The sequence below is a fragment of the Leifsonia sp. KNZ12-8B genome (genome assembly GCF_056755495.1).
Map to the genome: position 1 here is coordinate 1 of NZ_JBPGXM010000081.1, position 17,869 is coordinate 17,869.

At 73.1% G+C, this 17,869-nt stretch carries 20 protein-coding genes; 12 read left to right on the top strand and 8 right to left on the bottom strand.

Features of this window, described 5'->3' with window-relative positions; all coding sequences use genetic code 11:
• Positions 1-152: 152 nt before the first annotated feature.
• The 3 genes from ACR9ZG_RS12340 to ACR9ZG_RS12350 form a co-directional block, all read right to left on the bottom strand.
• A complete protein-coding gene (locus ACR9ZG_RS12340; protein ID WP_481285138.1) occupies positions 153-1,763 on the bottom strand; it encodes an FAD-dependent oxidoreductase in 1,611 nt (536 codons plus the stop codon).
• A 117-nt stretch (positions 1,764-1,880) separates the two neighbouring features.
• Positions 1,881-2,159, bottom strand: a complete 279-nt coding sequence (locus ACR9ZG_RS12345) for a hypothetical protein (RefSeq protein WP_481285139.1) — start codon at positions 2,157-2,159, stop codon at positions 1,881-1,883.
• 112 nt (positions 2,160-2,271) lie between these two features.
• Entirely contained in the window at positions 2,272-2,607 is a 336-nt protein-coding gene (locus ACR9ZG_RS12350) for a hypothetical protein (protein WP_481285140.1), read from the bottom strand.
• Positions 2,608-2,696: 89 nt separating this feature from the next.
• Between ACR9ZG_RS12350 and ACR9ZG_RS12355 the strand changes: the two genes are divergently transcribed.
• The 3 genes from ACR9ZG_RS12355 (at position 2,697) to ACR9ZG_RS12365 (ending at position 5,047) form a co-directional block, all read left to right on the top strand.
• Positions 2,697-3,308, top strand: coding sequence for a flavodoxin family protein (locus ACR9ZG_RS12355; RefSeq protein WP_481285141.1), 612 nt, complete (start codon positions 2,697-2,699; stop codon positions 3,306-3,308).
• Positions 3,309-3,386: 78 nt separating this feature from the next.
• Positions 3,387-4,184 carry a putative protein N(5)-glutamine methyltransferase gene (locus ACR9ZG_RS12360; RefSeq protein ID WP_481285142.1) on the top strand — a complete coding sequence of 266 codons (798 nt, stop codon included), beginning with the start codon at positions 3,387-3,389 and terminating at the stop codon, positions 4,182-4,184.
• A gap of 44 nt (positions 4,185-4,228) precedes the next feature.
• Entirely contained in the window at positions 4,229-5,047 is an 819-nt protein-coding gene (locus ACR9ZG_RS12365; protein WP_481285143.1) for a tryptophan-rich sensory protein, read from the top strand.
• Positions 5,048-5,101: 54 nt separating this feature from the next.
• Here the strand turns inward: ACR9ZG_RS12365 and ACR9ZG_RS12370 are convergent, their stop codons facing one another.
• Positions 5,102-5,824 carry a GNAT family N-acetyltransferase gene (locus tag ACR9ZG_RS12370; RefSeq protein WP_481285144.1) on the bottom strand — a complete coding sequence of 241 codons (723 nt, stop codon included), beginning with the start codon at positions 5,822-5,824 and terminating at the stop codon, positions 5,102-5,104.
• 100 nt (positions 5,825-5,924) lie between these two features.
• Between ACR9ZG_RS12370 and ACR9ZG_RS12375 the strand changes: the two genes are divergently transcribed.
• A complete protein-coding gene (locus tag ACR9ZG_RS12375) occupies positions 5,925-6,848 on the top strand; it encodes an AEC family transporter (protein WP_481285145.1) in 924 nt (307 codons plus the stop codon).
• A gap of 162 nt (positions 6,849-7,010) precedes the next feature.
• Here the strand turns inward: ACR9ZG_RS12375 and ACR9ZG_RS12380 are convergent, their stop codons facing one another.
• Complete coding sequence (locus ACR9ZG_RS12380; protein ID WP_481285146.1) at positions 7,011-7,691, bottom strand: TOPRIM nucleotidyl transferase/hydrolase domain-containing protein; 681 nt, start codon at positions 7,689-7,691, stop codon at positions 7,011-7,013.
• Positions 7,692-7,773: 82 nt separating this feature from the next.
• Between ACR9ZG_RS12380 and ACR9ZG_RS12385 the strand changes: the two genes are divergently transcribed.
• A complete protein-coding gene (locus ACR9ZG_RS12385; protein WP_481285147.1) occupies positions 7,774-8,181 on the top strand; it encodes a hypothetical protein in 408 nt (135 codons plus the stop codon).
• 54 nt (positions 8,182-8,235) lie between these two features.
• On the opposite strand, the gene ACR9ZG_RS12390 is transcribed toward ACR9ZG_RS12385, so the two are convergent.
• Positions 8,236-9,069, bottom strand: coding sequence for a hypothetical protein (locus tag ACR9ZG_RS12390; RefSeq protein WP_481285148.1), 834 nt, complete (start codon positions 9,067-9,069; stop codon positions 8,236-8,238).
• Between the two features lie 35 nt (positions 9,070-9,104).
• Positions 9,105-9,566, bottom strand: coding sequence for a hypothetical protein (locus ACR9ZG_RS12395; protein ID WP_481285149.1), 462 nt, complete (start codon positions 9,564-9,566; stop codon positions 9,105-9,107).
• Between the two features lie 100 nt (positions 9,567-9,666).
• Between ACR9ZG_RS12395 and ACR9ZG_RS12400 the strand changes: the two genes are divergently transcribed.
• The 3 genes from ACR9ZG_RS12400 (at position 9,667) to ACR9ZG_RS12410 (ending at position 12,818) form a co-directional block, all read left to right on the top strand.
• On the top strand, positions 9,667-10,596 hold the full coding sequence (locus tag ACR9ZG_RS12400; RefSeq protein WP_481285150.1) for an aldo/keto reductase: 930 nt from the start codon (positions 9,667-9,669) through the stop codon (positions 10,594-10,596).
• Positions 10,597-10,677: 81 nt separating this feature from the next.
• Complete coding sequence (locus ACR9ZG_RS12405; protein ID WP_481285151.1) at positions 10,678-12,222, top strand: hypothetical protein; 1,545 nt, start codon at positions 10,678-10,680, stop codon at positions 12,220-12,222.
• 74 nt (positions 12,223-12,296) lie between these two features.
• Complete coding sequence (locus tag ACR9ZG_RS12410; RefSeq protein ID WP_481285152.1) at positions 12,297-12,818, top strand: tetratricopeptide repeat protein; 522 nt, start codon at positions 12,297-12,299, stop codon at positions 12,816-12,818.
• Between the two features lie 10 nt (positions 12,819-12,828).
• Here ACR9ZG_RS12410 and ACR9ZG_RS12415 read toward each other — a convergent pair whose 3' ends face one another.
• Positions 12,829-13,749 carry a 5'-3' exonuclease gene (locus tag ACR9ZG_RS12415; protein WP_481285153.1) on the bottom strand — a complete coding sequence of 307 codons (921 nt, stop codon included), beginning with the start codon at positions 13,747-13,749 and terminating at the stop codon, positions 12,829-12,831.
• Positions 13,750-13,867: 118 nt separating this feature from the next.
• Here ACR9ZG_RS12415 and ACR9ZG_RS12420 point away from each other — a divergent pair, with 118 nt between their 5' ends.
• The 4 genes from ACR9ZG_RS12420 to ACR9ZG_RS12435 all read left to right on the top strand — a co-directional run.
• Positions 13,868-14,323 carry an SRPBCC family protein gene (locus ACR9ZG_RS12420; protein ID WP_481285154.1) on the top strand — a complete coding sequence of 152 codons (456 nt, stop codon included), beginning with the start codon at positions 13,868-13,870 and terminating at the stop codon, positions 14,321-14,323.
• Between the two features lie 45 nt (positions 14,324-14,368).
• On the top strand, positions 14,369-14,773 hold the full coding sequence (locus ACR9ZG_RS12425; protein ID WP_481285155.1) for an NUDIX domain-containing protein: 405 nt from the start codon (positions 14,369-14,371) through the stop codon (positions 14,771-14,773).
• Between the two features lie 178 nt (positions 14,774-14,951).
• Complete coding sequence (locus ACR9ZG_RS12430) at positions 14,952-15,959, top strand: LacI family DNA-binding transcriptional regulator (RefSeq protein WP_481285156.1); 1,008 nt, start codon at positions 14,952-14,954, stop codon at positions 15,957-15,959.
• Positions 15,960-16,162: 203 nt separating this feature from the next.
• On the top strand, positions 16,163-17,869 hold a 1,707-nt coding region (locus tag ACR9ZG_RS12435), incomplete at its 3' end, for a xylulokinase (RefSeq protein ID WP_481285157.1).

The window sequence follows — 17,869 nt, forward strand, 5'->3', positions numbered from 1 at the left end:
GGCGGCGGACGGGGCGGGCTCTGCCGGCGGGACCGGCGCGGCCGGGGGCACCGGCGGCACGGAGCCGGGAGTGTTGCCCGCGGCGGGCTGCTGCGGCGTGTTCTCGTCAGGAGTGCTCATGCCGCCAGGTTACTGCCATATCGGATTCTGTACTAGGCCTGTGAAGACGCCCCGCCCGAGGTGAAATCACGACCGTTCTCCTCACCGGCCGGATCGTCGGCCTCGCCGCCGACGCCCTCGCCGCCGACGCCCTCGCCCACCACGGCCGCGAGCGCCTGCGTGGCCGGTCCCTCCAGCACGGACCCGTCCGGCGAGAACCGCGAGCCGTGCAGCGGGCAGTCCCACGAGCGCTCGGCGTCGTTCCAGCGCACCACGCCGCCGAGGTGGGTGCACACCGCGCTGACCGCGCAGGTCACGCCGCCGACGGTCGACACGGCCATCGGGGCGCGTCCGTGCCGGCCGACCACGCCCTCCCCCTCGGCGGGAGGGGCGGCGCCGGTGAGGTCGGGACCGGTCTCGGCGTTCGTCCACTCGGTCACGGCGGCGGCGCCGACCGCGGCGTTCATCTTGGCGCCGGAGGCGAGGTCGGCGGGGCGGGTGACCCGATGATGGAGGGTGCGGGCCCACTCCAGCGTCTCTCCCGTCAGGTCGGCGGTCAGGCTGAGTGCCGCCGCGACCGCGTTCGTGAGCCCCCACTTCGCGTAGCCGGTGGCGAGGTAGACGCGTCCGCGCCCGCGCGGCAGCCAGCCGACGAAGGGCACCCGGTTGGCGGACCGGTAGTCCTGCGCGGACCACCAGTGGGTCCGCTCCGCACCGGGGAAGTGCTGCGCGGCCCAGGCGGTCAGGTCGGCGACGCGGTCGGAGGTGACGCCGCCGCGGCCGCCGGGATGCCCGTTGCCGCCGACCAGCAGCAGCTCGCCGTCATCCACGGGCACCGCGCGCAGCGAACGCGTGGGCGAGTCGGCCGAGAGGTACATCGAGCGCGGGATGCCGCCCGGCACGCGGAAGGCGGCGACGTACGAGCGCAGCGGCTCCACCTTCGCGAAGTAGAGGCCGCGGTCGAGGATGGGGGTCCCGGTCGCGAGGATGAGCTGCTTCGCCCTGGTCCGGCCGGAGGTGCTCGTGATGGTCACGGGATCGGCGGCCGACACGGCGGTCACGCGCTCGCCCTCCACGATCCGCCCGCCGAGTCGTCGCAGCTCCGCGGCGAGGGCCGCCAGCACCTCCACCGGGTGCACCTGCGCCTGATCGCGGAGCGTGAGGGCGCCCTCCACCGCGAACGGCAGCTCGCAGGTGCGCTCCTCGGTGGCCGCGTCGAGCCCGGCCGCGCGGAGGGCGGCGAGTTCGGCGTCGAGCCGGTCGAGCCCGTCGAGGGTGGTGGCGTACGTGACCGCGTCGCGCACCTCGTACGCCACGCCCTGCTCGTCGAGGAAGTCGAGCAGCCAGCCGCGTCCGGCGATGTTGCCGTCGACGTACGCGCAGAGGTTGCGGTCGGAGGTGTGCTTGCGGATGTCCGACAGCGTCGTGCCCTGCAGCAGGTTCACCTTGCCGGTGGTGTTGCCGGTCGTGACCGCGCCGACGCTCCGCGCCTCGAGGACGGCGACGCGCATCCCGGCGCGCGCCAGCATCACGGCGGTCGAGAGGCCGGTCAGTCCGGCGCCGACGACGACCGTGTCGTACTCGCCGTCCCACTCGAAGTGGTCGGTCGCGATGGGAGGCGCTGTCTCGAGCCAGAGCGATGCGCTCGCGGGGATCGTCGGCATGCGTCGAGCATCCTCCCTCCGTGCGCGTGAGGGAACCGCTTGACGTCGGATGATGACGGGAGTGATGGAGGAAGCGAACAGCGGCTGCGGGCCCGGCCTCCCGACTGGTTCACCCGCTCAGGAGAGCGAGTCGAAGTCGAACCAGAAGGCGTCGTCGTCCTCTTCGGTGTCGCCGTTGTGCGCCACCGGCTCGCGCGGGATGGTCGCCGTCTCGATGCGCACGCGCGTCTGGGCGGTGATGAAGATCTCGCTCGGCGGGCGGCTGGACTGCGTGACGGAGACGAAGTCGCCGTTGTCTCTGCTCGCCTGCACCACGCGGGCCTTGAGCTCCTCGACGGGGGCGCGGTCGACGAAGGTGAATCTCAGGTCGTCGATGTAGACGTGAAACACCTGCATGCCCTCTCCCGGTCGTCGATCTCTGCTGCGATAGTACGCGGGCCTGCCGTTTCCACCAGCCCGAGGAGCGCGACGCCGCCGACTCCGGATGCGGCGGGGCCGGATCCGGCGGTCACAGGAAGTCGAGGTCGATGCCTTCGGCGTCCTCGGTGCCGGACTCGACGAACGTCGCCCTGCGCGGGCCGAGCTCCTCCGTCTTGACCTCGATCCCGGCGACGAACTCGTCGTCGACGAGCTCGTCGGCGGACTCCCCGTCCTCGACGAGGATCTGGCTGGCCGGACCGAGCAGCATCAGCACTTCGCCCCGCTCGCCGTTCTCGAGCAGGGCAGGAGCGCGCACCTCGGCGGCCGCGTTGTTGAGCGCGAGCGCTGCAGCGTAGGCGACCAGCGCTTCTGCGATGGCATCCCCCGTCTGCAGCGACCCGCTCGCATAGTGGATGCGCTTCATGACCCCATTCGTACGTGCAGCCTCCCGCGAGGTCAAGGTCGGGGCCCGGGGGGTTGATTCCCGCTCGGGCCGCGCGTTGACTCGCGTGCATGACGGATGCCACCCGACCCCTGACCGCTCTGGCCCTCGTGTGCACCCTGAAGGCGTCGCCCGCTGAGTCCAGCAGCCAGCTGCTGGCCAAGCAGCTCCTCGACGAGCTCGCGACCCACGACGTCACGGGCACGGCCGTCCGGCTCGCCGACTACGACATCAAGCCGGGAGTGGAGGTGGACGAGGGCGACGGCGACGAGTGGCCGCGCATCCGCGAGCAGGTGCTCGCCTCCGACATCCTGCTCATCGTCACGCCGACCTGGATGGGCCACATGTCGTCCATCGCGCAGCGCGCCCTGGAGCGCCTCGACGCCGAGCTGTCCGAGACCGACGACAACGGCCGTCCGCTCGTCGAGGGCAAGGTCGCCATCGCCGGGGTCGTCGGCAACGAGGACGGCGCGCACAAGATCATCGCCGACCTCTTCCAGGCGCTGAACGACGTGGGCTTCAGCATCCCCTCGCAGGGCGCCACCTACTGGAACGGCGAGGCGATGGGCTCGGTCGACTACAAGGACCTGGACGAGACGCCGGAGTCCGTGGCCAGCACGAACGCGAGCGTCGCGCACAACGCCGCGCACCTCGCGCGGCTGCTCGCCGAGCGGCCGTACTGAGCCGAGCGGCCGTACTGATGCGTCGGCGGTCTCGCCCGTCGGGGTCTCGTCCGTCGGCGGGCTCGCTAGCATGACCGGGTGACCCCGGCCGATCCCGCCCTCGTCGCGCGGCTGCGCGCCGCCGGCTGCGTGTTCGCCGAGGACGAGGCGGAGCTGCTGACCGAGGCGGCCGCCGGAGACGCGGTCGCGCTGGAGGAGCTCGTGGCCAGGCGGGTCGCCGGCGAGCCGCTGGAGCCGCTCCTCGGCTGGGCGGCGTTCTGCGGCCTGCGCGTGCGGGTGCTGCCCGGCGTCTTCGTGCCGCGCCGGCGCACGGAGTTCCTGGCGGAGCGGGCGGTCGAGATCGCGGCCGCAGCGGCGGCGCAGTCGTCGGTTGTCGTGCTCGACCTCTGCTGCGGGTCCGGCGCGATCGGCGCGGTCGTGGCCTCCCGCCTCCCGCAGGCGGAGGTCTGGGCGGCGGACATCGACGAGGTGGCCGTCCGCAGCGCCCGGCTCAACCTCCCGCCCGAGCGGGTCGTGGCGGGCGACCTGTTCGCGCCGCTGCCGGATGCGCTGCACGGCCGGATCGACGTGATCGCGGTGAACGCGCCGTACGTCCCGAGCGACGAGATCGTCCTCATGCCGGTGGAGGCGCGCCTCCACGAGCCCGGCGTCGCCCTGGACGGCGGCGTGGACGGCCTCGACCTGCACCGGAGGATCGCGGCCGGGGCGGCGGAGTGGCTGGCCCCGGGCGGTGCGCTGCTGATCGAGGCGAGCGCACTGCAGGCGCCGGTGTCGGCGGAGCTGTTCGCGGCGGCCGGGCTGGCGGCGGCGATCGAGTCGTCGGACGAGCACGACGCCACGATCGTGGTGGCGCGCGTCCCCTCGGCGTCCGCCTGACCTGTGGCGGTGCCCGGCTCGGGCGCGGGAGTACCGTGACGCGCATGAGCACGCTGACCAGAGGCGCGACCCACCCGCTCGCCGTGGACCGGGTGCGCCAGTCCGTCGTCCTGGCCGGAACGGTCGTCGCCATCATCGGCGCCTTCGTGGGCTCCGGCGCCGTCGTGGGAACACCCATCCCCCGGGTCGCGGGAGGGGCGCTCGGGCCGGACGCGACCCTCGTCGCGCCCGCCGGGCCCGCTTTCGGCATCTGGTCCGTGATCTACGCGGGCCTCGTCCTGTACGCGGTCTGGCAGGCGCTGCCCTCGCAGGCCGCGCGCGAACGGCAGCGGATCCTCGGCTGGTGGGTCCTGGCCTCCCTGCTGCTCAACGCCGCGTGGATCCTGTCGGTGCAGGCCGGTCTGCTCGGCCTCAGCGTCGCGGTGATCGTCGTGCTGCTCGCGGTGCTGGCGGTGGCGTTCGTGCTGCTGCGCAGGCATCCGGCGGAGTCCACCGCGGATGCCATCCTCCTCGACGGCACGATGGGCCTCTACCTCGGCTGGGTGATGGTCGCGACGGTCGCGAACGTGACGGCCTGGCTCACCGCCGCCGGCTTCGACGGCTTCGGCTGGAGCCCGCACGCCTGGGCGCTCGCGCTGCTCGCGATCGTCGCCGTGCTCGGCTCGTCGCTCGCCATCTGGAGCCGCGGCCGCATCGCGCCCGCGCTGTCGCTGGCGTGGGGTCTCGCCTGGATCGGCGTGTCGCGTCTGACCGGCGACCTCCCGTCGGCTCCGGTCGCCGTCACCGCGTTCGCCGCGGCGGCGATCGTGCTGCTGGTCACCATCGCCGTGCGGGTGGCGCGGGGGCCGATGCGGCGGAGGTGAGGCGGGGCGTCCTGCGCCGCTCCGTCCTCGGCCGGATCGCGCTCGTCGCGCGCCTCACCCTGCGCTGAACCGGCGGACGCGCCCCCGTTCGGCGAAGCCCAGCCGGCGGTACACGCCGGCGCCGTCGGGGGAGGCGGTGAGCACGGCCGTGGTCGCTCCGCGCCGCCATCCGGCCTCGACGACCGCCGCCGTCAGCGTCGTCCCGATGCCGCGACCGCGATGCCCGACGGCCGTGACCACGTGCTCCACTGCGACAGCTCCGTCCGCCACGATCGCGGCGGCGCACGCGACCGGCACGCCGTCGAGCTCGGCCAGCAGGTAGCGCGCCGCGTCCCCGGCGCGCTGCAGGCCCGTGACGACGCCCGCGGGAGGTTCGGCCCCCAACCACACGCGGGCCCAGTCGGCGAGTCGGTCGGCGTCGGCCTCCCTGATGCGGAGGCCGGGGAGCCGGGGGCCCAGGATGCCGACCGGCCGATGCCCCTGCGGCGGGAGCGGCATCGTCATGAGCGGCTCCTCCTCCACGAAGGCGAACCCGCGTGCGAGCAGGCCGGCCTCGATGTCGTACGCGGGGTCGCCGGGCCAGGAGTGCCAGAGTGCGGGGACGCCGTCGAGCGCGCGGGCGGCGTCGTCGATCCGGTCCGCTGTGGCGCAGAGCACGGCGTTGAGCTCCTCGTGCGGCGCGTCCGTGCGGAACCACGCGAGGCCCGACTCCGCCCCGCTCTCACCGCGCACGAGATGCGTTGCGAGGAAGGCGGCGCGGGCGGGTGGATGGGTCACGAGCGGCATTCGTCCAGCATCCCGCATCCCGCGCTGCGGCAAGCGTCTCGTCCGCTGCACCGCGCCGCGACGCGTCCCGCCGGGTCGCTACGCTTGCGGAGTGGGCGGAGTGCTGACCGGGTTCGGGATCATCGCCTTCGTCATCCTCGTCGGGTACCTCGCGGGGCGCGCCGGAATCGGCGGACCGTCGGCCGGCTACGTCCTGAACCGCATCGCCTTCTTCATCACGAACCCCGCGCTGCTGTTCGTCACCCTCGCCCACGCCGACCTGCGGGTCGTGTTCTCGGCGCAGCTGCTGGTCGGCGGGATCGCAGCGGTGCTGTCGGGCGGGCTGTACCTCCTGCTGTCGCGGCTGTTCTTCCGTCGCCCGGTGCCGGAGACGACGCTCGGGATGCTCGGCTCGGGCTACGTCAACGCCAACAACATCGGCATCCCGGTCGCGGTCTACGTGCTCGGGAGCGCCTCCTACGTGGCGCCCGTGCTGCTGCTGCAGCTGATCGTGTTCGCGCCGGTCGCGCTGACCGTGCTCGACATCGCCGGCCGTGGATCGGTGTCGCTGCGCTCGATCCTCACCCAGCCGGTGCGCAACCCGATGATCATCGCCTCCGTCCTCGGCATCCTCGTCGACGTGACGGGGCTGCCCGTCCCCGATGCGGTGTTCCAGCCGTTCGAACTGCTCGGCGGCGCCGCGGTCCCGCTCGTGCTGATGGCGTTCGGGATGTCGCTGCACGGCTCGCGCCCGCTGCAGGCCGGGCACGGACGGGTGGAGATCGTGACCGGCGTGATCCTCAAGACGGTTGCGATGCCGGTGATCGCCTTCCTGATCGCGCGCGCCTTCGGCCTCGAGGGCCACGCCCTCTTCGCCGCGGTCGCGCTCGCCGCGCTCCCCACCGCCCAGAACGTGTTCAACTTCGCCGCTCGCTACGACCGCGGCATCGCGGTCGCCCGCGACATCGTCCTCCTGACGACGATGTTCGCGGTGCCGGCCCTCCTGCTGATCGCGGCGATCCTGGCGCCCGCGTGAGACGGGGGCTGTGAGAGGGGTGAGGCGGCGGAGCTGTGGCGCCGGTGCGTCCGCCCGCGCCGGTGCGTCGCGGCTGCCGTGCCAGGGTGTCGGGCTGCGCGCTTGCGCGCGCCATGCGCACGTCCCGGTGGGGCGAGCCGGCACGCCGCGGGTGCATCCCGGCTAAGCGCCCAGCACGCCCCTCAGGGCGCCCGGCACCCGCTCCGGTGGGAGCGCCGAGGTGAGCACGCGGGCGTACTGCTCCTTGCGCCCGGACGTCGTGCCGAAGAACCGGTGCAGCTGCCCCTCCACGGCCCGTCCGCGCTGGGCGGGCTGCCGCTGGAACCGGCGGAACAGCCGGAGGTCGCCCTCCCGCTCCAGCGCCTCCTCCACCGCGGCGACCCCGAGCGCGGCGATGAGCTCGCCCTCGAGATCCGGCCGGCACACGAACACGTCGGCCACCCCGGCCCGCTCGAAGAACCGCACCTCCCCGACGTCGCAGAGCCCGCGCACCCGCAGCGACCCGCGCCCGTCCGCTCCGTCGACGGCCGCCACGAAGCGACGCACGCTCATCGCACCTCCCATCGGCGCGACCGCCACTCCGGACGCGTGGAGGTCGACCCCGAGCAGCCGCGCGGCCTCCCGGACCGCGACGCGATCGCTGTCGCCCTCCACGAGGACCAGCGTGGACACGCCGAAGAACGTCTCGGCAGCGGGCGGAGCCGCGGCGCCGGCGGCCCAGGAGGCGAGCGCGTGCTCGAGGCGATCGGCGGGTGCGGTGCCGCGGGTCTTGGCGTCGCGGGCCGCGGCACCCGGCCGCGCGGCCCCCGGCGAGGGGCGAGCGGGAGTCGAGGAGTCGGCCACGCGCCCATTGTGCTCCCCGGCAGCGCTGCCCGACGCGGCAACCCCCTGTCGCAGGCCCGGGGGCGCGCGTACCGTGCCGGGCATGAAGGTTCTCATCTTTGCGGCGGGTGTGGCCGTCGGATTCGTCATCGGTTCTCGCGCCGGGCGCGGCGCGTACGAAAACATCAAGCACAAGTGGCAGGGCTTCTCGGAGTCCGACCAGGTGCAGCAGGTGAAAGGCGACGTCAAGGACTTCGCCGGTCGTGCGGCATCCCAGGTCGGCGACAAGGTGAGCGAGGCGGTCGGCAAGGCGACCGACAAGGCCTCGTCGAAGCTCGACGACATCACCGGCAAGAACGGCAGCGGGTCCACCGGCTCGGGTTCGACGGGCTCGGGTTCGACCGGCAGCGGCTCGACCGGAACCGAGTCCACCGGCAGCGGCTCGACCGGAACCGGGTCCACCGGCAGCACGGGTTCCACCGGTGCGGGGACTGCGGCGCCCGCGACCTGACGCCGATACAGACGCCTCCCGGCGCTGTCGGCGACGGGAGGCGTCGGCGCTGTTTCAGGCGCCCTCGGGCGGGTGGGCCAGCAGGTCCACCCGCTCGTCCAGGTAGGAGCGGACGTCGCGCGCGTCCGCGTCGGTCGTCGCCGCGCTCCAGCGGACGAGCACGCGCCCATCGCGCAGCAGCAGCGGACCGCGGGACGCGGCCAGCCCCTCCACGTCGAGCGGGATCGGCGCCGCGTCGAAGTTCACCGTCTCGCCGCGCGGGATGTGCCCCCGCTCGGCCGCCGCACGGTACGCCCTCCGCGTCTCCGCCGAGTTCGAGATGTACTGCGTGCGCCCGGGCGGCGTGGCGCGGATCAGATTGCCGGTGGCATAGAGGCGCACGGCGTCCGACCCGTTCGCGGGCACGCCGAGGAGCAGCACGCCCAGCCGCCACACCCGGCCGATCGCCCGGAGTGCGGGCTCCCGCCGGATGAACAGCGTCCGTCGGTCCGTGATCAGCTCGGCGAGCACCTCGTCGCGCGCGGCACTGGCGGACAGCCGGGCGGCCGCCTCGGCGAAGGCCGCACGGGCGTCTGTGACGGCCCGCGCATCGCGGTCGTTCAGAGCGCGGGCGCCCGCATCGCGCTGATCGGGATCGCGCTGACCGGGATCGCGCTCATCCGCATCGCGCTGACTCGTATCGCGCCCGCTCGCATTGCGCTCATCCGCATGGCGCTGACCCGCATCGCGCTCACTCGCACCGCGCTGACCCGGATCGCGCTGACCCGCATCACGCTGCCTCGCATCGCGCTCATCCGCACCGCGCTGCCCTGCATCGCGCTGACCCGCATCACGCTGCCCCGCATCGCGCTGCCCTGCATCGCGCTCACCCGCATCGCGCCCATCCACGCGTCGAGACTACGACCCGCACGGGCCGGCCGTGCTCACTGCGGGAGGGCGTGGATGCTGAACGAGTTGTCGTCCGTCACCAGCAAGAGCTCGACGCCCTCCTCGTGGCGGAGCACCACCAGGGCGGAGCTGTCGCCCTCGACGACGCGCTCGACCTGGCGGAGGAAGATGGCGGCCATCTCGGCGCTCACCCGGAACTGGCGGCCCAGGGCCGTCACGATGTACCGCGGCGAGCGGCCCGCCGCGACGAGACTCGAGATCGGAGACGCCGCCTCCTCGGTGCCGGTGGTCCTCGCCGGGGTGCCAGTAGCCGGGGTGACGGCGGCCGGGGTGCCGGCAGCCTGGGTGCTCCTGGCCAGCAGGCCCGAGCCCTGGGCGGCCGCCGACGTGACCGTGTGCGTCTCGGCGCGCTTCGCGTCCTGGCGCGTCGCGTCGCCGATCATCCCTTCGGCGCGGAAGCTCTCGACTGCCACTCGTGCCTCGGGTGTCATGGTCATGGGAGCCTCCTTCGTCCCGGAAGCGACTCGTCCGGGAGTGACGACGGTAGACGCATATCCGCCATCAGACAGGGGGTTGACGAAAGGCATGATGGTAGTCATGAGAATGGTCACGCTTCCCGGGATCGACGTCCCGGCCTCCAACATCGTGCTCGGCCTGATGCGCATCGAGTCGCTGGACGACGAGCAGCTGCGCAGTCTGGTCCGCACCGCCCGGGAGGCCGGTGTCACGGTCTTCGACCACGCCGACATCTACGGCGCGGAGCGCCACGCGTGCGAGCGGCGGTTCGGCGATGCCGGCGCCGTGCCCGCCGGCGAGCGCGACCAGGTGATCATCCAGTCCAAGGTCGGCATCCGTGACGGGTTCTTCGACTTCTCGCGCGAGCACATCCTCCGCACGGTCGACGAGTCGTTGGAGGCGCTGCGCACCGACTACCTCGACCTCCTCCTCCTGCACCGCCCGGACACCCTGGTGGAGCCGGGGGAGGTGGCGGCGGCGTTCGACGAGCTGGAGCAGGCCGGCAAGGTGCGCGCGTTCGGCGTCTCGAACCACACGCCGGGCCAGATCGAGCTGCTGAAGCGCTGGGTGCGGCAGCCGCTGGTGGCGAACCAGGTGCAGTTGAGCATCACGCACGCCCCGCTGATCGCGCAGGGTGTGGCGGCCAACATGGCGGGGCTCGAACAGTCGATCGTCCGCGACGACGGCCTGCTCGACTACAGCCGCCTGCACGACATCACCCTGCAGGCGTGGTCGCCGTTCCAGAAGGGCTTCTTCGACGGCGTCTTCCTGGGCGACCGCGAGCAGTACGCCGAGCTGAACGACGTGATCGACGAGCTCGCCGCCGCCTACGACGTGACGCCGACCGCGATCGCCGTCGCCTGGATCACGCGCCATCCCGCCCGCATGCAGGTCGTGCTCGGCACGACGAACGCGCAGCGAGTCCGGGACGCGGCCGCCGGGTCCGACCTGCCGCTCACCCGCGAGGAGTGGTACCGCCTGTTCCGCGCGGCGGGCCACATCCTGCCGTAAGCGAACATCGGCGGACCCGCCCCGCGCCGCGCCCGCCCCGACTCGGTGGTCGGACGCCGCGGGGCGGGATACGGTCGATGGGTGGACCCCACCGACGCCCCGCCCCTGACGCGACCGCTGCCGTCGCGGGGTGGAGCGCAGGGGGAGACGGAGCCGCAGGCGGAGCCGGAGGCGGTGAGACGCGGGGTGGTGGACCGCGCTGCTGAGGAGGCGGCGCCGGGGGAGAGCGCGTCGACGTGGGCGCGTGGAGTGACCGGGCAGGCGCAGGGGGCGACCGGGCAGGCGCACGGCGCGACCGGGCAGGCGCACGGTTCGACCGGGCAGGCGCACGGTGCGACCACGCCGACGCACGGTTCGACCGGGCAGGCGCATGGTGCGACCGCACCCCCGCACGACACGGCGGCGCATCCCAACCGCGCTGACTCCCCGCCCGCCCGCTGGCCGCTGACGTCCCGGTTCCTCTGGCGCGCGCGGGCGGCGAGGATCCGCGCCGGGCTGACGCGCCCGCACGACCCGCCGCAGGCGTTCGCCGCCGGACGCCGCAGCCTCCGCATCCTCCTCGCCGGATCCGGACCGGTCGCGGGCTGGGGCGTGGCCAGCCACGACCTCGCTCTCCCCGGAGCATTGGCCCGCGCGCTCGCGTCCACCACGGGGCGCGGTTGCGTCGTCGACGTGCTGCCGCATCCCTCCGCCGGTGTCGCCCGTCTCGCCCGCATGCTGGCCAGGACGGACCTCGACCGGTACGACGCCGTCATCCTCAGCGCTGCCGTTGCCGACTCGCTCCGGGCGGCACGGCCCGACCGGTGGGCGGCGCGCACCCGCACTCTGCTGCGCCAGGCCAGCGGGGGCGTCGATCGGCCGGTGCTCTGGCTGGGCGCCCAGCCGATCCGATCGATCCGCGGATACGACGGTCCGGGAAGCGAGCACGTCCAGCGCCGTGCGGACCGCCTCAACGAGGAGGCCCGGCTCGCCTGTGCGGACGAAGGCGCCGTCTTCATCCCACTCCCGGAACCCGGACCTCCAGCCTCCCGCGGACGGCATCGCTCACCCGCCCAGTACCTGTTCTGGGCCCGCCACATCGCCGACGGGGTCGCCCTCGCGCTCGAACGGTCGCCGAGCCCGCCGCGAAGCGCCCCTGATCACGCGGCCGACCGTCGGGTCGAAGCGATCGAACGGCTGCGGCTCGCCGAGCGCTCCCGGGACCCGCAGCTCGATCGGCTGGTGGGCACCGCCCGCCGCACGCTGGGCACCGAGATCGCGATGTTCACCGTGCTGGACGCCGAGAAGGAGTGGCCCCTCGCCTCCGTCGGCGCCACGCTCCGCGAGATCCCGATCGAGCAGTCGGTGTGCCTCCACACCATCCGGTCCACCGACGGCATGGTCGTGCCGGATGCGGAGCACGACACCCGATTCGCGGCGAGCGACCTCGTCACCGGCCCGGCGCACCTGCGCTTCTACGCCGGTTATCCGGTGGAGGCCCCCGATGGCACGCGCATCGGAGCGCTCTGCGTCTTCGGTCGCTCGGCCCGCGATCCTCTCGAGACCGAGAGCGACCTGGATGTGCTCCGAGAGCTCGCGTTGCTGGCGCAGCGGGAGCTGTGGCGCTTCACCTCCGATCCGGATTAGGGCGTTTCCGACAGCGTGCTCTCCCGGGCGATTGCGGTGTTGGCGGGACTGTTAGCGTGGAGCGAGGAGGCCTGATGAGCACCGATACCACCCTGCGTGCCCGACTGGACGAGATCTTCGCCGCGCGGGATCGGGCCCACATGGCACCGACCATCGCAGCGTTCCTCGACGTGCTCGCGGAACATCCGGACGACGCTGCCGTGCTGTACGAGGTCGGCGGCGCCTACGACACCGCCGGCCAGGAGGAGACCGCGCTCGGCTACTACCAGCGGGCGATGGCCGCGGGTCTTGAGGGGCGTTGGCTGCGGCAGTGCTATCTGCAGTACGGCAGCACGCTGCGCAACCTCGGCCGCCTCGACGAGAGCTTGGCCGTGTTCGACGAGGGCATCGCCGCATTCCCCGAGTCGGAGTCTCTCGGCCTCTTCCGTGCGCTCACCCTGCATGCGGCCGGCCGGCCGAGCGCCGCCCTCGGAGCCGTTCTCACCGTGATCGCAGACCGCTTCCCGACGGCCGAGGTGCAGCGTTACGAGGCCGCGCTCCGCGGGAATGCCGCTTACCTCGCCTCGCTGGACGCCGAGCGCGCGTCAGACGCTTAGGCCGCAGCCCTCACTCCAGCACGGACAGCAGTCGCTGCAGCGATCCGCCCAGGCCGTAGCGTTCCCCCAGTGCATCCACCTCCTCCCTCTGTTCCGCTGTCGGAGTGTGCAGCCGGCGGTCGACCTCCGGAAGGTCGAGATCGCGCACCACCTCGACCACCCGCGGGGCCACGGTGAGGTAGTCGGCCGCAGCCGCGAACCGGGCGCGGAGTGCCGGCTTCATGCCGCCGGAAGGGTCCGCCGCCGCCGCGATGATCCCGGCGAGGTCGCCGTACTCCAGCAGAAGTGCCGCAGCGGTCTTCTCGCCGACGCCTGCGACTCCCGGAAGGCCGTCCGAGGTGTCGCCGCGCATGGCGGCGAAATCGGCGTACTGGCTGGGCAGCACCCCGTACTTGGCCACCACTTTCTCATCGGTGAGCACCTCGAGGTTGCTCATGCCGCGAGCGGTGTAGATGACGCGCACGTCCGCGGCGTCGTCGACGAGCTGGAAGAGGTCGCGATCGCCGGTGACGACGTCGACAGGGCCGTCCGCGCGGGTGGCGAGCGTCCCGATCACGTCGTCCGCTTCGTGTTCCGCAGCGCCGACGATGGGGATGTCGAGAGCGCTCAGCACCTCCCGGATGATCGGCACCTGCGCCACCAGCGCCTCCGGCACCTGCTCGACGTCGACCCCTCCCGGAACGTTCTCGGCCACACGGTGCGCCTTGTAGCTCGGAATGAGGTCGACCCTCCACGCCGGCCGCCAGTCGTCGTCCCAGCAGGCGACGACCGTCTCCGGCCCGTAGTCGGCGACCAGCTTGGCGATGATGTCGAGCAGCCCGCGGACCGCGTTCACCGGCTGCCCGTCCGGTGAGCGCACCGTGTCGGGCACGCCGTAGAAGGCGCGGAAGTAGAGGGAGGCGCTGTCCAGCAGCATCGTTCGTCCGGTCATGCGGTCGATCATGCCAGCGACGGAGCGAGGGGTCCACGGCGTCCGAGCCCGATAATGCCTGCGATTCGGGGCGTTGGCGCTCTTGGCCCGGCGTGCGGCCTGTGGCTAGCGTGAGCGCATGACCGAAACCATCGTCGTCGAGCGCGACGCACGCATCCAGGCTCCTGCCGGCGTGCTCCTCCCCTACGTCACCGAGCTTCCCCGCTGGGTGGAGTGGTCGCCGTGGGAGGGCCTCGACTCGGACCTGCGCCGGGAGTACTCGGGCGAGCCGGGCGCGGTCGGCTCGACCTACGGCTGGGAGGGCAACCGCAAGGCGGGTGCCGGCCGGATGCGGATCGATGCCGTCAGGCCGGACGGTGTCGATATCGACCTCGAGTTCACGCGACCGTTCCGCTCGCGGAACGCGCTGCACTTCGTGCTCACGCCGGAGGACGGGGGGACGCGTGTGCTCTGGCGTATGGAGACGCCACGCACGTTCTGGTCTCGGTTCTTCAACATGGAGAAGCTGATCGGGCCGGATTTCGAGCGGGGTCTGAAGCAGCTGCGGCAGGTGGCGGAAGGGGAGGTGAGCTGATGGCGGACTGAGGGGTCGCGTCTCGGGGTGGCTAGCGTGAGTGGCATGACGCTTCCTCCACTCGCGGTCGCTGCGATCGCTCTGATCCGGGACCGGTCGGTGCTCATGGTCACGGCGCGAGCGCGCGAGGTGTATTACATGCCGGGTGGGAAGATCGACCCTGGTGAGACGGCTGCGGAGGCGGCGGCGAGGGAGGCGTTCGAAGAGGCCGCGCTGCCGCTGGAGGCGGGTGAGCTGCGCGAACTGTTCGAGGTGCGGACGCCCGCCCACGGTGAGCACGAGGGCCGGCTGGTGCACATGCGGGTGTTCCTGTCCGAGACGGACGCGGAGCCGGTCGCGTCGGGCGAAGTCGGAGAACTGCACTGGGTGACGACCGCTGATGCGGATCGCTGCCCGCCCGCGGGGCGCGAGGTGCTGCGGCTGCTCGGGGAACGCGATCTCATCGACTGAGTGTGGGCGCCGACGGGCTGGGGCGGTAGGAGTCGTCACGGCGTCAGAGGGGCGAGAGGGCTGTCGGACTCCGCTCGTGGTACTCGGCCGCGCTCGGGGCATCGGCCGCGCTCGCCGCATCGGCCGCGCTCGCGGCATCGGCCCCGGTCGCGGCACCGGTCGCCGATATGGTGAGGGGGTGAGCGAAGGCGGACGGGTTCCCGGGGTGAGGGAGGTCGCTGCGGCCGCCGGGGTGTCGCGGCAGACGGTGTCCCGCGTCCTGAACGACCATCCGAGCATCCGGCCGGATACGCGTGAGCGGGTGCTGGCGGCGATGGCGGAGCTGAACTTCCGTCCCAACCGGGCGGCGCGGATGCTCACGACAGCCAGGTCCCGGACGATCGGCGTGCTGGCGGCGTCGGCCTCCTCGCTGTTCGGGCCGGCGTCCAGCCTGGATGCCGTGGAGAATGCGGCGCGTGAGGCGGGGTACTTCGTCACCGTGGCGCACGCCAGCGGGCCGGATGTCGCCGCGGTCGAGGCGGCTCTCGATCACCTGATGGCCCAGGCGGTCGAGGGGATCGTGATCATCGCTCCGCAGCAGCGCGTGCAGGAGGCGATGGCGGCGGTGTCTCTCCAGGTGCCGTCGGTGACGCTGCACGGGGCCGGCCTCGCGGGCGACGACGGCGTGTTCGTCGACCAGGTGGAGGGCGCGCGGCTGGCGACGCGGCACCTCATCCGGGCGGGGCATCGGCGGATCGCTCACCTCTGCGGCCCCGGCGACTGGTCCGAAGCGCGTGCCCGGCACGACGGGTTCCTCGAGGAGATCGCCGAGGCGGGGAAGGGCGTCACCGGGATCGTCACCCGCGAGGGCGACTGGACGGCGGCATCGGGTGCGGCGATCGGCGCGGAACTGCTCGCGGATGCGGCGCTGACCGCGGTGTTCTCGTCGAACGACCAGATGGCCCTCGGAGTACTGCACGCCGCGCGCGAGGCCGCGCGGCGGGTGCCCGAGGATCTCGCGGTCGTCGGATTCGACGACATCCCGGAGGCGGCCTACTTCGCGCCTCCCCTCACGACCGTGCGGCAGGACTTCGCGGAACTCGGCCGACGCTGCGTCGCTCGGCTGGTGGAGCAGATCGAGGGCGGCGCAGCGCCCGAGTTCGCCGAGCCGGTGGCGCCGCAACTGGTGGTGCGAGAGTCCGCCTGAGGCCGTGCCGTCCGGGTGGGCGCTGCCGGTCGCACCTCGCCAGTCGCGGGACGCCGGGCGCGGGACGCCGGTCGCTGCCCGCCAAGTCGCCGCCCGCCAAGCCGCCGCCCGCCGGCCGCCGGCCGCGGCTTGCGCCGCCTCCCTCCCTCGTCATACTCTTGAGCAACATCATGTGACCGGTCACAACGGAGTGAGGCAACACCATGTCCCAGGGCGAGCCCGCCGCGAGCGCCACGCCGCACAACGCCGCCGGCAGCGCGAACGCGGCGAAATCCGCCGGAACCGCCGCAACCGCCAACGCCGCCGACGCCATCCACACGGTCCGCACCGCGCTCGGCATCGAGTTCGGCTCCACGCGGATCAAGGCGTGCCTGGTCGACGCCGACGACCCGTCGGTCGTGCTGGCGGTCGGCTCCCACGAGTGGGAGAACGAGTTCGTCGACCGCACCTGGACGTACTCCCTCGACGCCGTGTGGGCCGGAGTGCAGGAGGCGTACGCCGGCCTCGTCGCCGATGCGGAGCGCAAGCACGGCGTGCGCCCGGACCGGATCGGCGCCATCGGCGTGTCGGCCATGATGCACGGCTACCTCGCGTTCGACGCGGCCGGCGAGCTGCTGGTCCCCTTCCGCACCTGGCGCAACACCTCGACCGGCGCGGCCGCTGCGGAGCTCACCGAGCTGCTCGGCGTGAACATCCCGCTGCGGTGGTCGATCGCGCACCTCCACCAGGCTGTCCTCGACGCCGAGCCGCATCTCGCGCGCATCGACCATCTGACGACCCTGGCCGGGTACGTCCACTGGCGCCTCACCGGCCGGAAGGTGCTCGGAGTCGGTGACGCCTCCGGCATGTTCCCCATCGACCCGGCGACCGGTGGCTACGACGCCGGCATGGTCGCGACGTACGACGACCTCGCCGCCGGACGCGTCCCCGCACTGGCCGCGCTGCTCCCGGAGGTGCTCACCGCCGGCGAGCCGGCCGGCGAGCTCACGGCCGAGGGCGCCGCGCTGCTCGACCCCACCGGCACCCTCCAGCCCGGCGCGCTCGCCTGCCCGCCCGAGGGCGACGCGGGGACCGGCATGGTCGCCACCGACTCCGTCGCGCCCCGCACCGGCAACGTCAGCGCCGGCACGAGCATCTTCGCGATGGTCGTGCTCGAACGCCCGCTCGAGCGCGTCCACCACGAGCTCGACGTCGTCACGACACCGGCCGGCGACCCGGTCGCGATGGTCCACTGCAACAACGGCGCCAGCGAGCTCGCCGCGTGGGCCGGCGTCTTCCAGCGGTTCTCGGAGGCCGCCGGCGCGCCCATCGACGGCGATGCGGTGTATGACGCGCTCTTCCGCGAGGCGCTGAGGGGCGAGGCCGACGGCGGCGGGCTGCTCGCCTACAACTTCCTCGCGGGAGAGCCGATCGCCGGCCTCGACGAGGGGCGCCCGCTCATCGTCCGCACGCCCGACAGCCGCCTGACGCTCGGCAACCTCATCCGCGCGCAGCTCTACGGCGTCTTCGGCACCCTCGCGCTCGGCATGCGCGTGCTCGCGGACGAGGGCGTCGCGCTCGACCGCATGTTCGCGCACGGCGGCATGTTCCGCACGGCCGGGGTCGCGCAGCGGTTCCTCGCGGGCGCCCTGGATGCGCCGGTGTCGGTCGCCGAGACCGCGTCCGAGGGTGGCGCGTGGGGCATCGCGGTGCTCGCCGCGTACGCCAAGGCGAGCCGGCCCGGCGGCCTCGACGCCTACCTGCGCGACCACGTCTTCGGCGGGTTCTCCTTCGAGACGGTCGTTCCCCATCCCGAGGACGTCGCCGGCTTCGCCGCGTATCTCGACCGCTACCGCGACGGCCTCGCCATCGAGCGCGCGGCCATCGCGCCCACCGCGCCCACCGCGCCCGTCGCACCCACGCCCTCCACC

Excerpts from the sequence above, each read along its gene's own strand:
- ACR9ZG_RS12340 (WP_481285138.1), bottom strand. The coding sequence starts at position 1,763 with ATGCCGACGATCCCCGCGAGCGCATCGCTCTGGCTCGAGACAGCGCCT.
- ACR9ZG_RS12345 (WP_481285139.1), bottom strand. The coding sequence starts at position 2,159 with ATGCAGGTGTTTCACGTCTACATCGACGACCTGAGATTCACCTTCGTC.
- ACR9ZG_RS12350 (WP_481285140.1), bottom strand. The coding sequence starts at position 2,607 with ATGAAGCGCATCCACTATGCGAGCGGGTCGCTGCAGACGGGGGATGCC.
- ACR9ZG_RS12355 (WP_481285141.1), top strand. The coding sequence starts at position 2,697 with ATGACGGATGCCACCCGACCCCTGACCGCTCTGGCCCTCGTGTGCACC.
- ACR9ZG_RS12365 (WP_481285143.1), top strand. The coding sequence starts at position 4,229 with ATGAGCACGCTGACCAGAGGCGCGACCCACCCGCTCGCCGTGGACCGG.
- ACR9ZG_RS12385 (WP_481285147.1), top strand. The coding sequence starts at position 7,774 with ATGAAGGTTCTCATCTTTGCGGCGGGTGTGGCCGTCGGATTCGTCATC.
- ACR9ZG_RS12395 (WP_481285149.1), bottom strand. The coding sequence starts at position 9,566 with ATGACCATGACACCCGAGGCACGAGTGGCAGTCGAGAGCTTCCGCGCC.
- ACR9ZG_RS12400 (WP_481285150.1), top strand. The coding sequence starts at position 9,667 with ATGAGAATGGTCACGCTTCCCGGGATCGACGTCCCGGCCTCCAACATC.
- ACR9ZG_RS12410 (WP_481285152.1), top strand. The coding sequence starts at position 12,297 with ATGAGCACCGATACCACCCTGCGTGCCCGACTGGACGAGATCTTCGCC.
- ACR9ZG_RS12415 (WP_481285153.1), bottom strand. The coding sequence starts at position 13,749 with ATGACCGGACGAACGATGCTGCTGGACAGCGCCTCCCTCTACTTCCGC.
- ACR9ZG_RS12420 (WP_481285154.1), top strand. The coding sequence starts at position 13,868 with ATGACCGAAACCATCGTCGTCGAGCGCGACGCACGCATCCAGGCTCCT.
- ACR9ZG_RS12425 (WP_481285155.1), top strand. The coding sequence starts at position 14,369 with ATGACGCTTCCTCCACTCGCGGTCGCTGCGATCGCTCTGATCCGGGAC.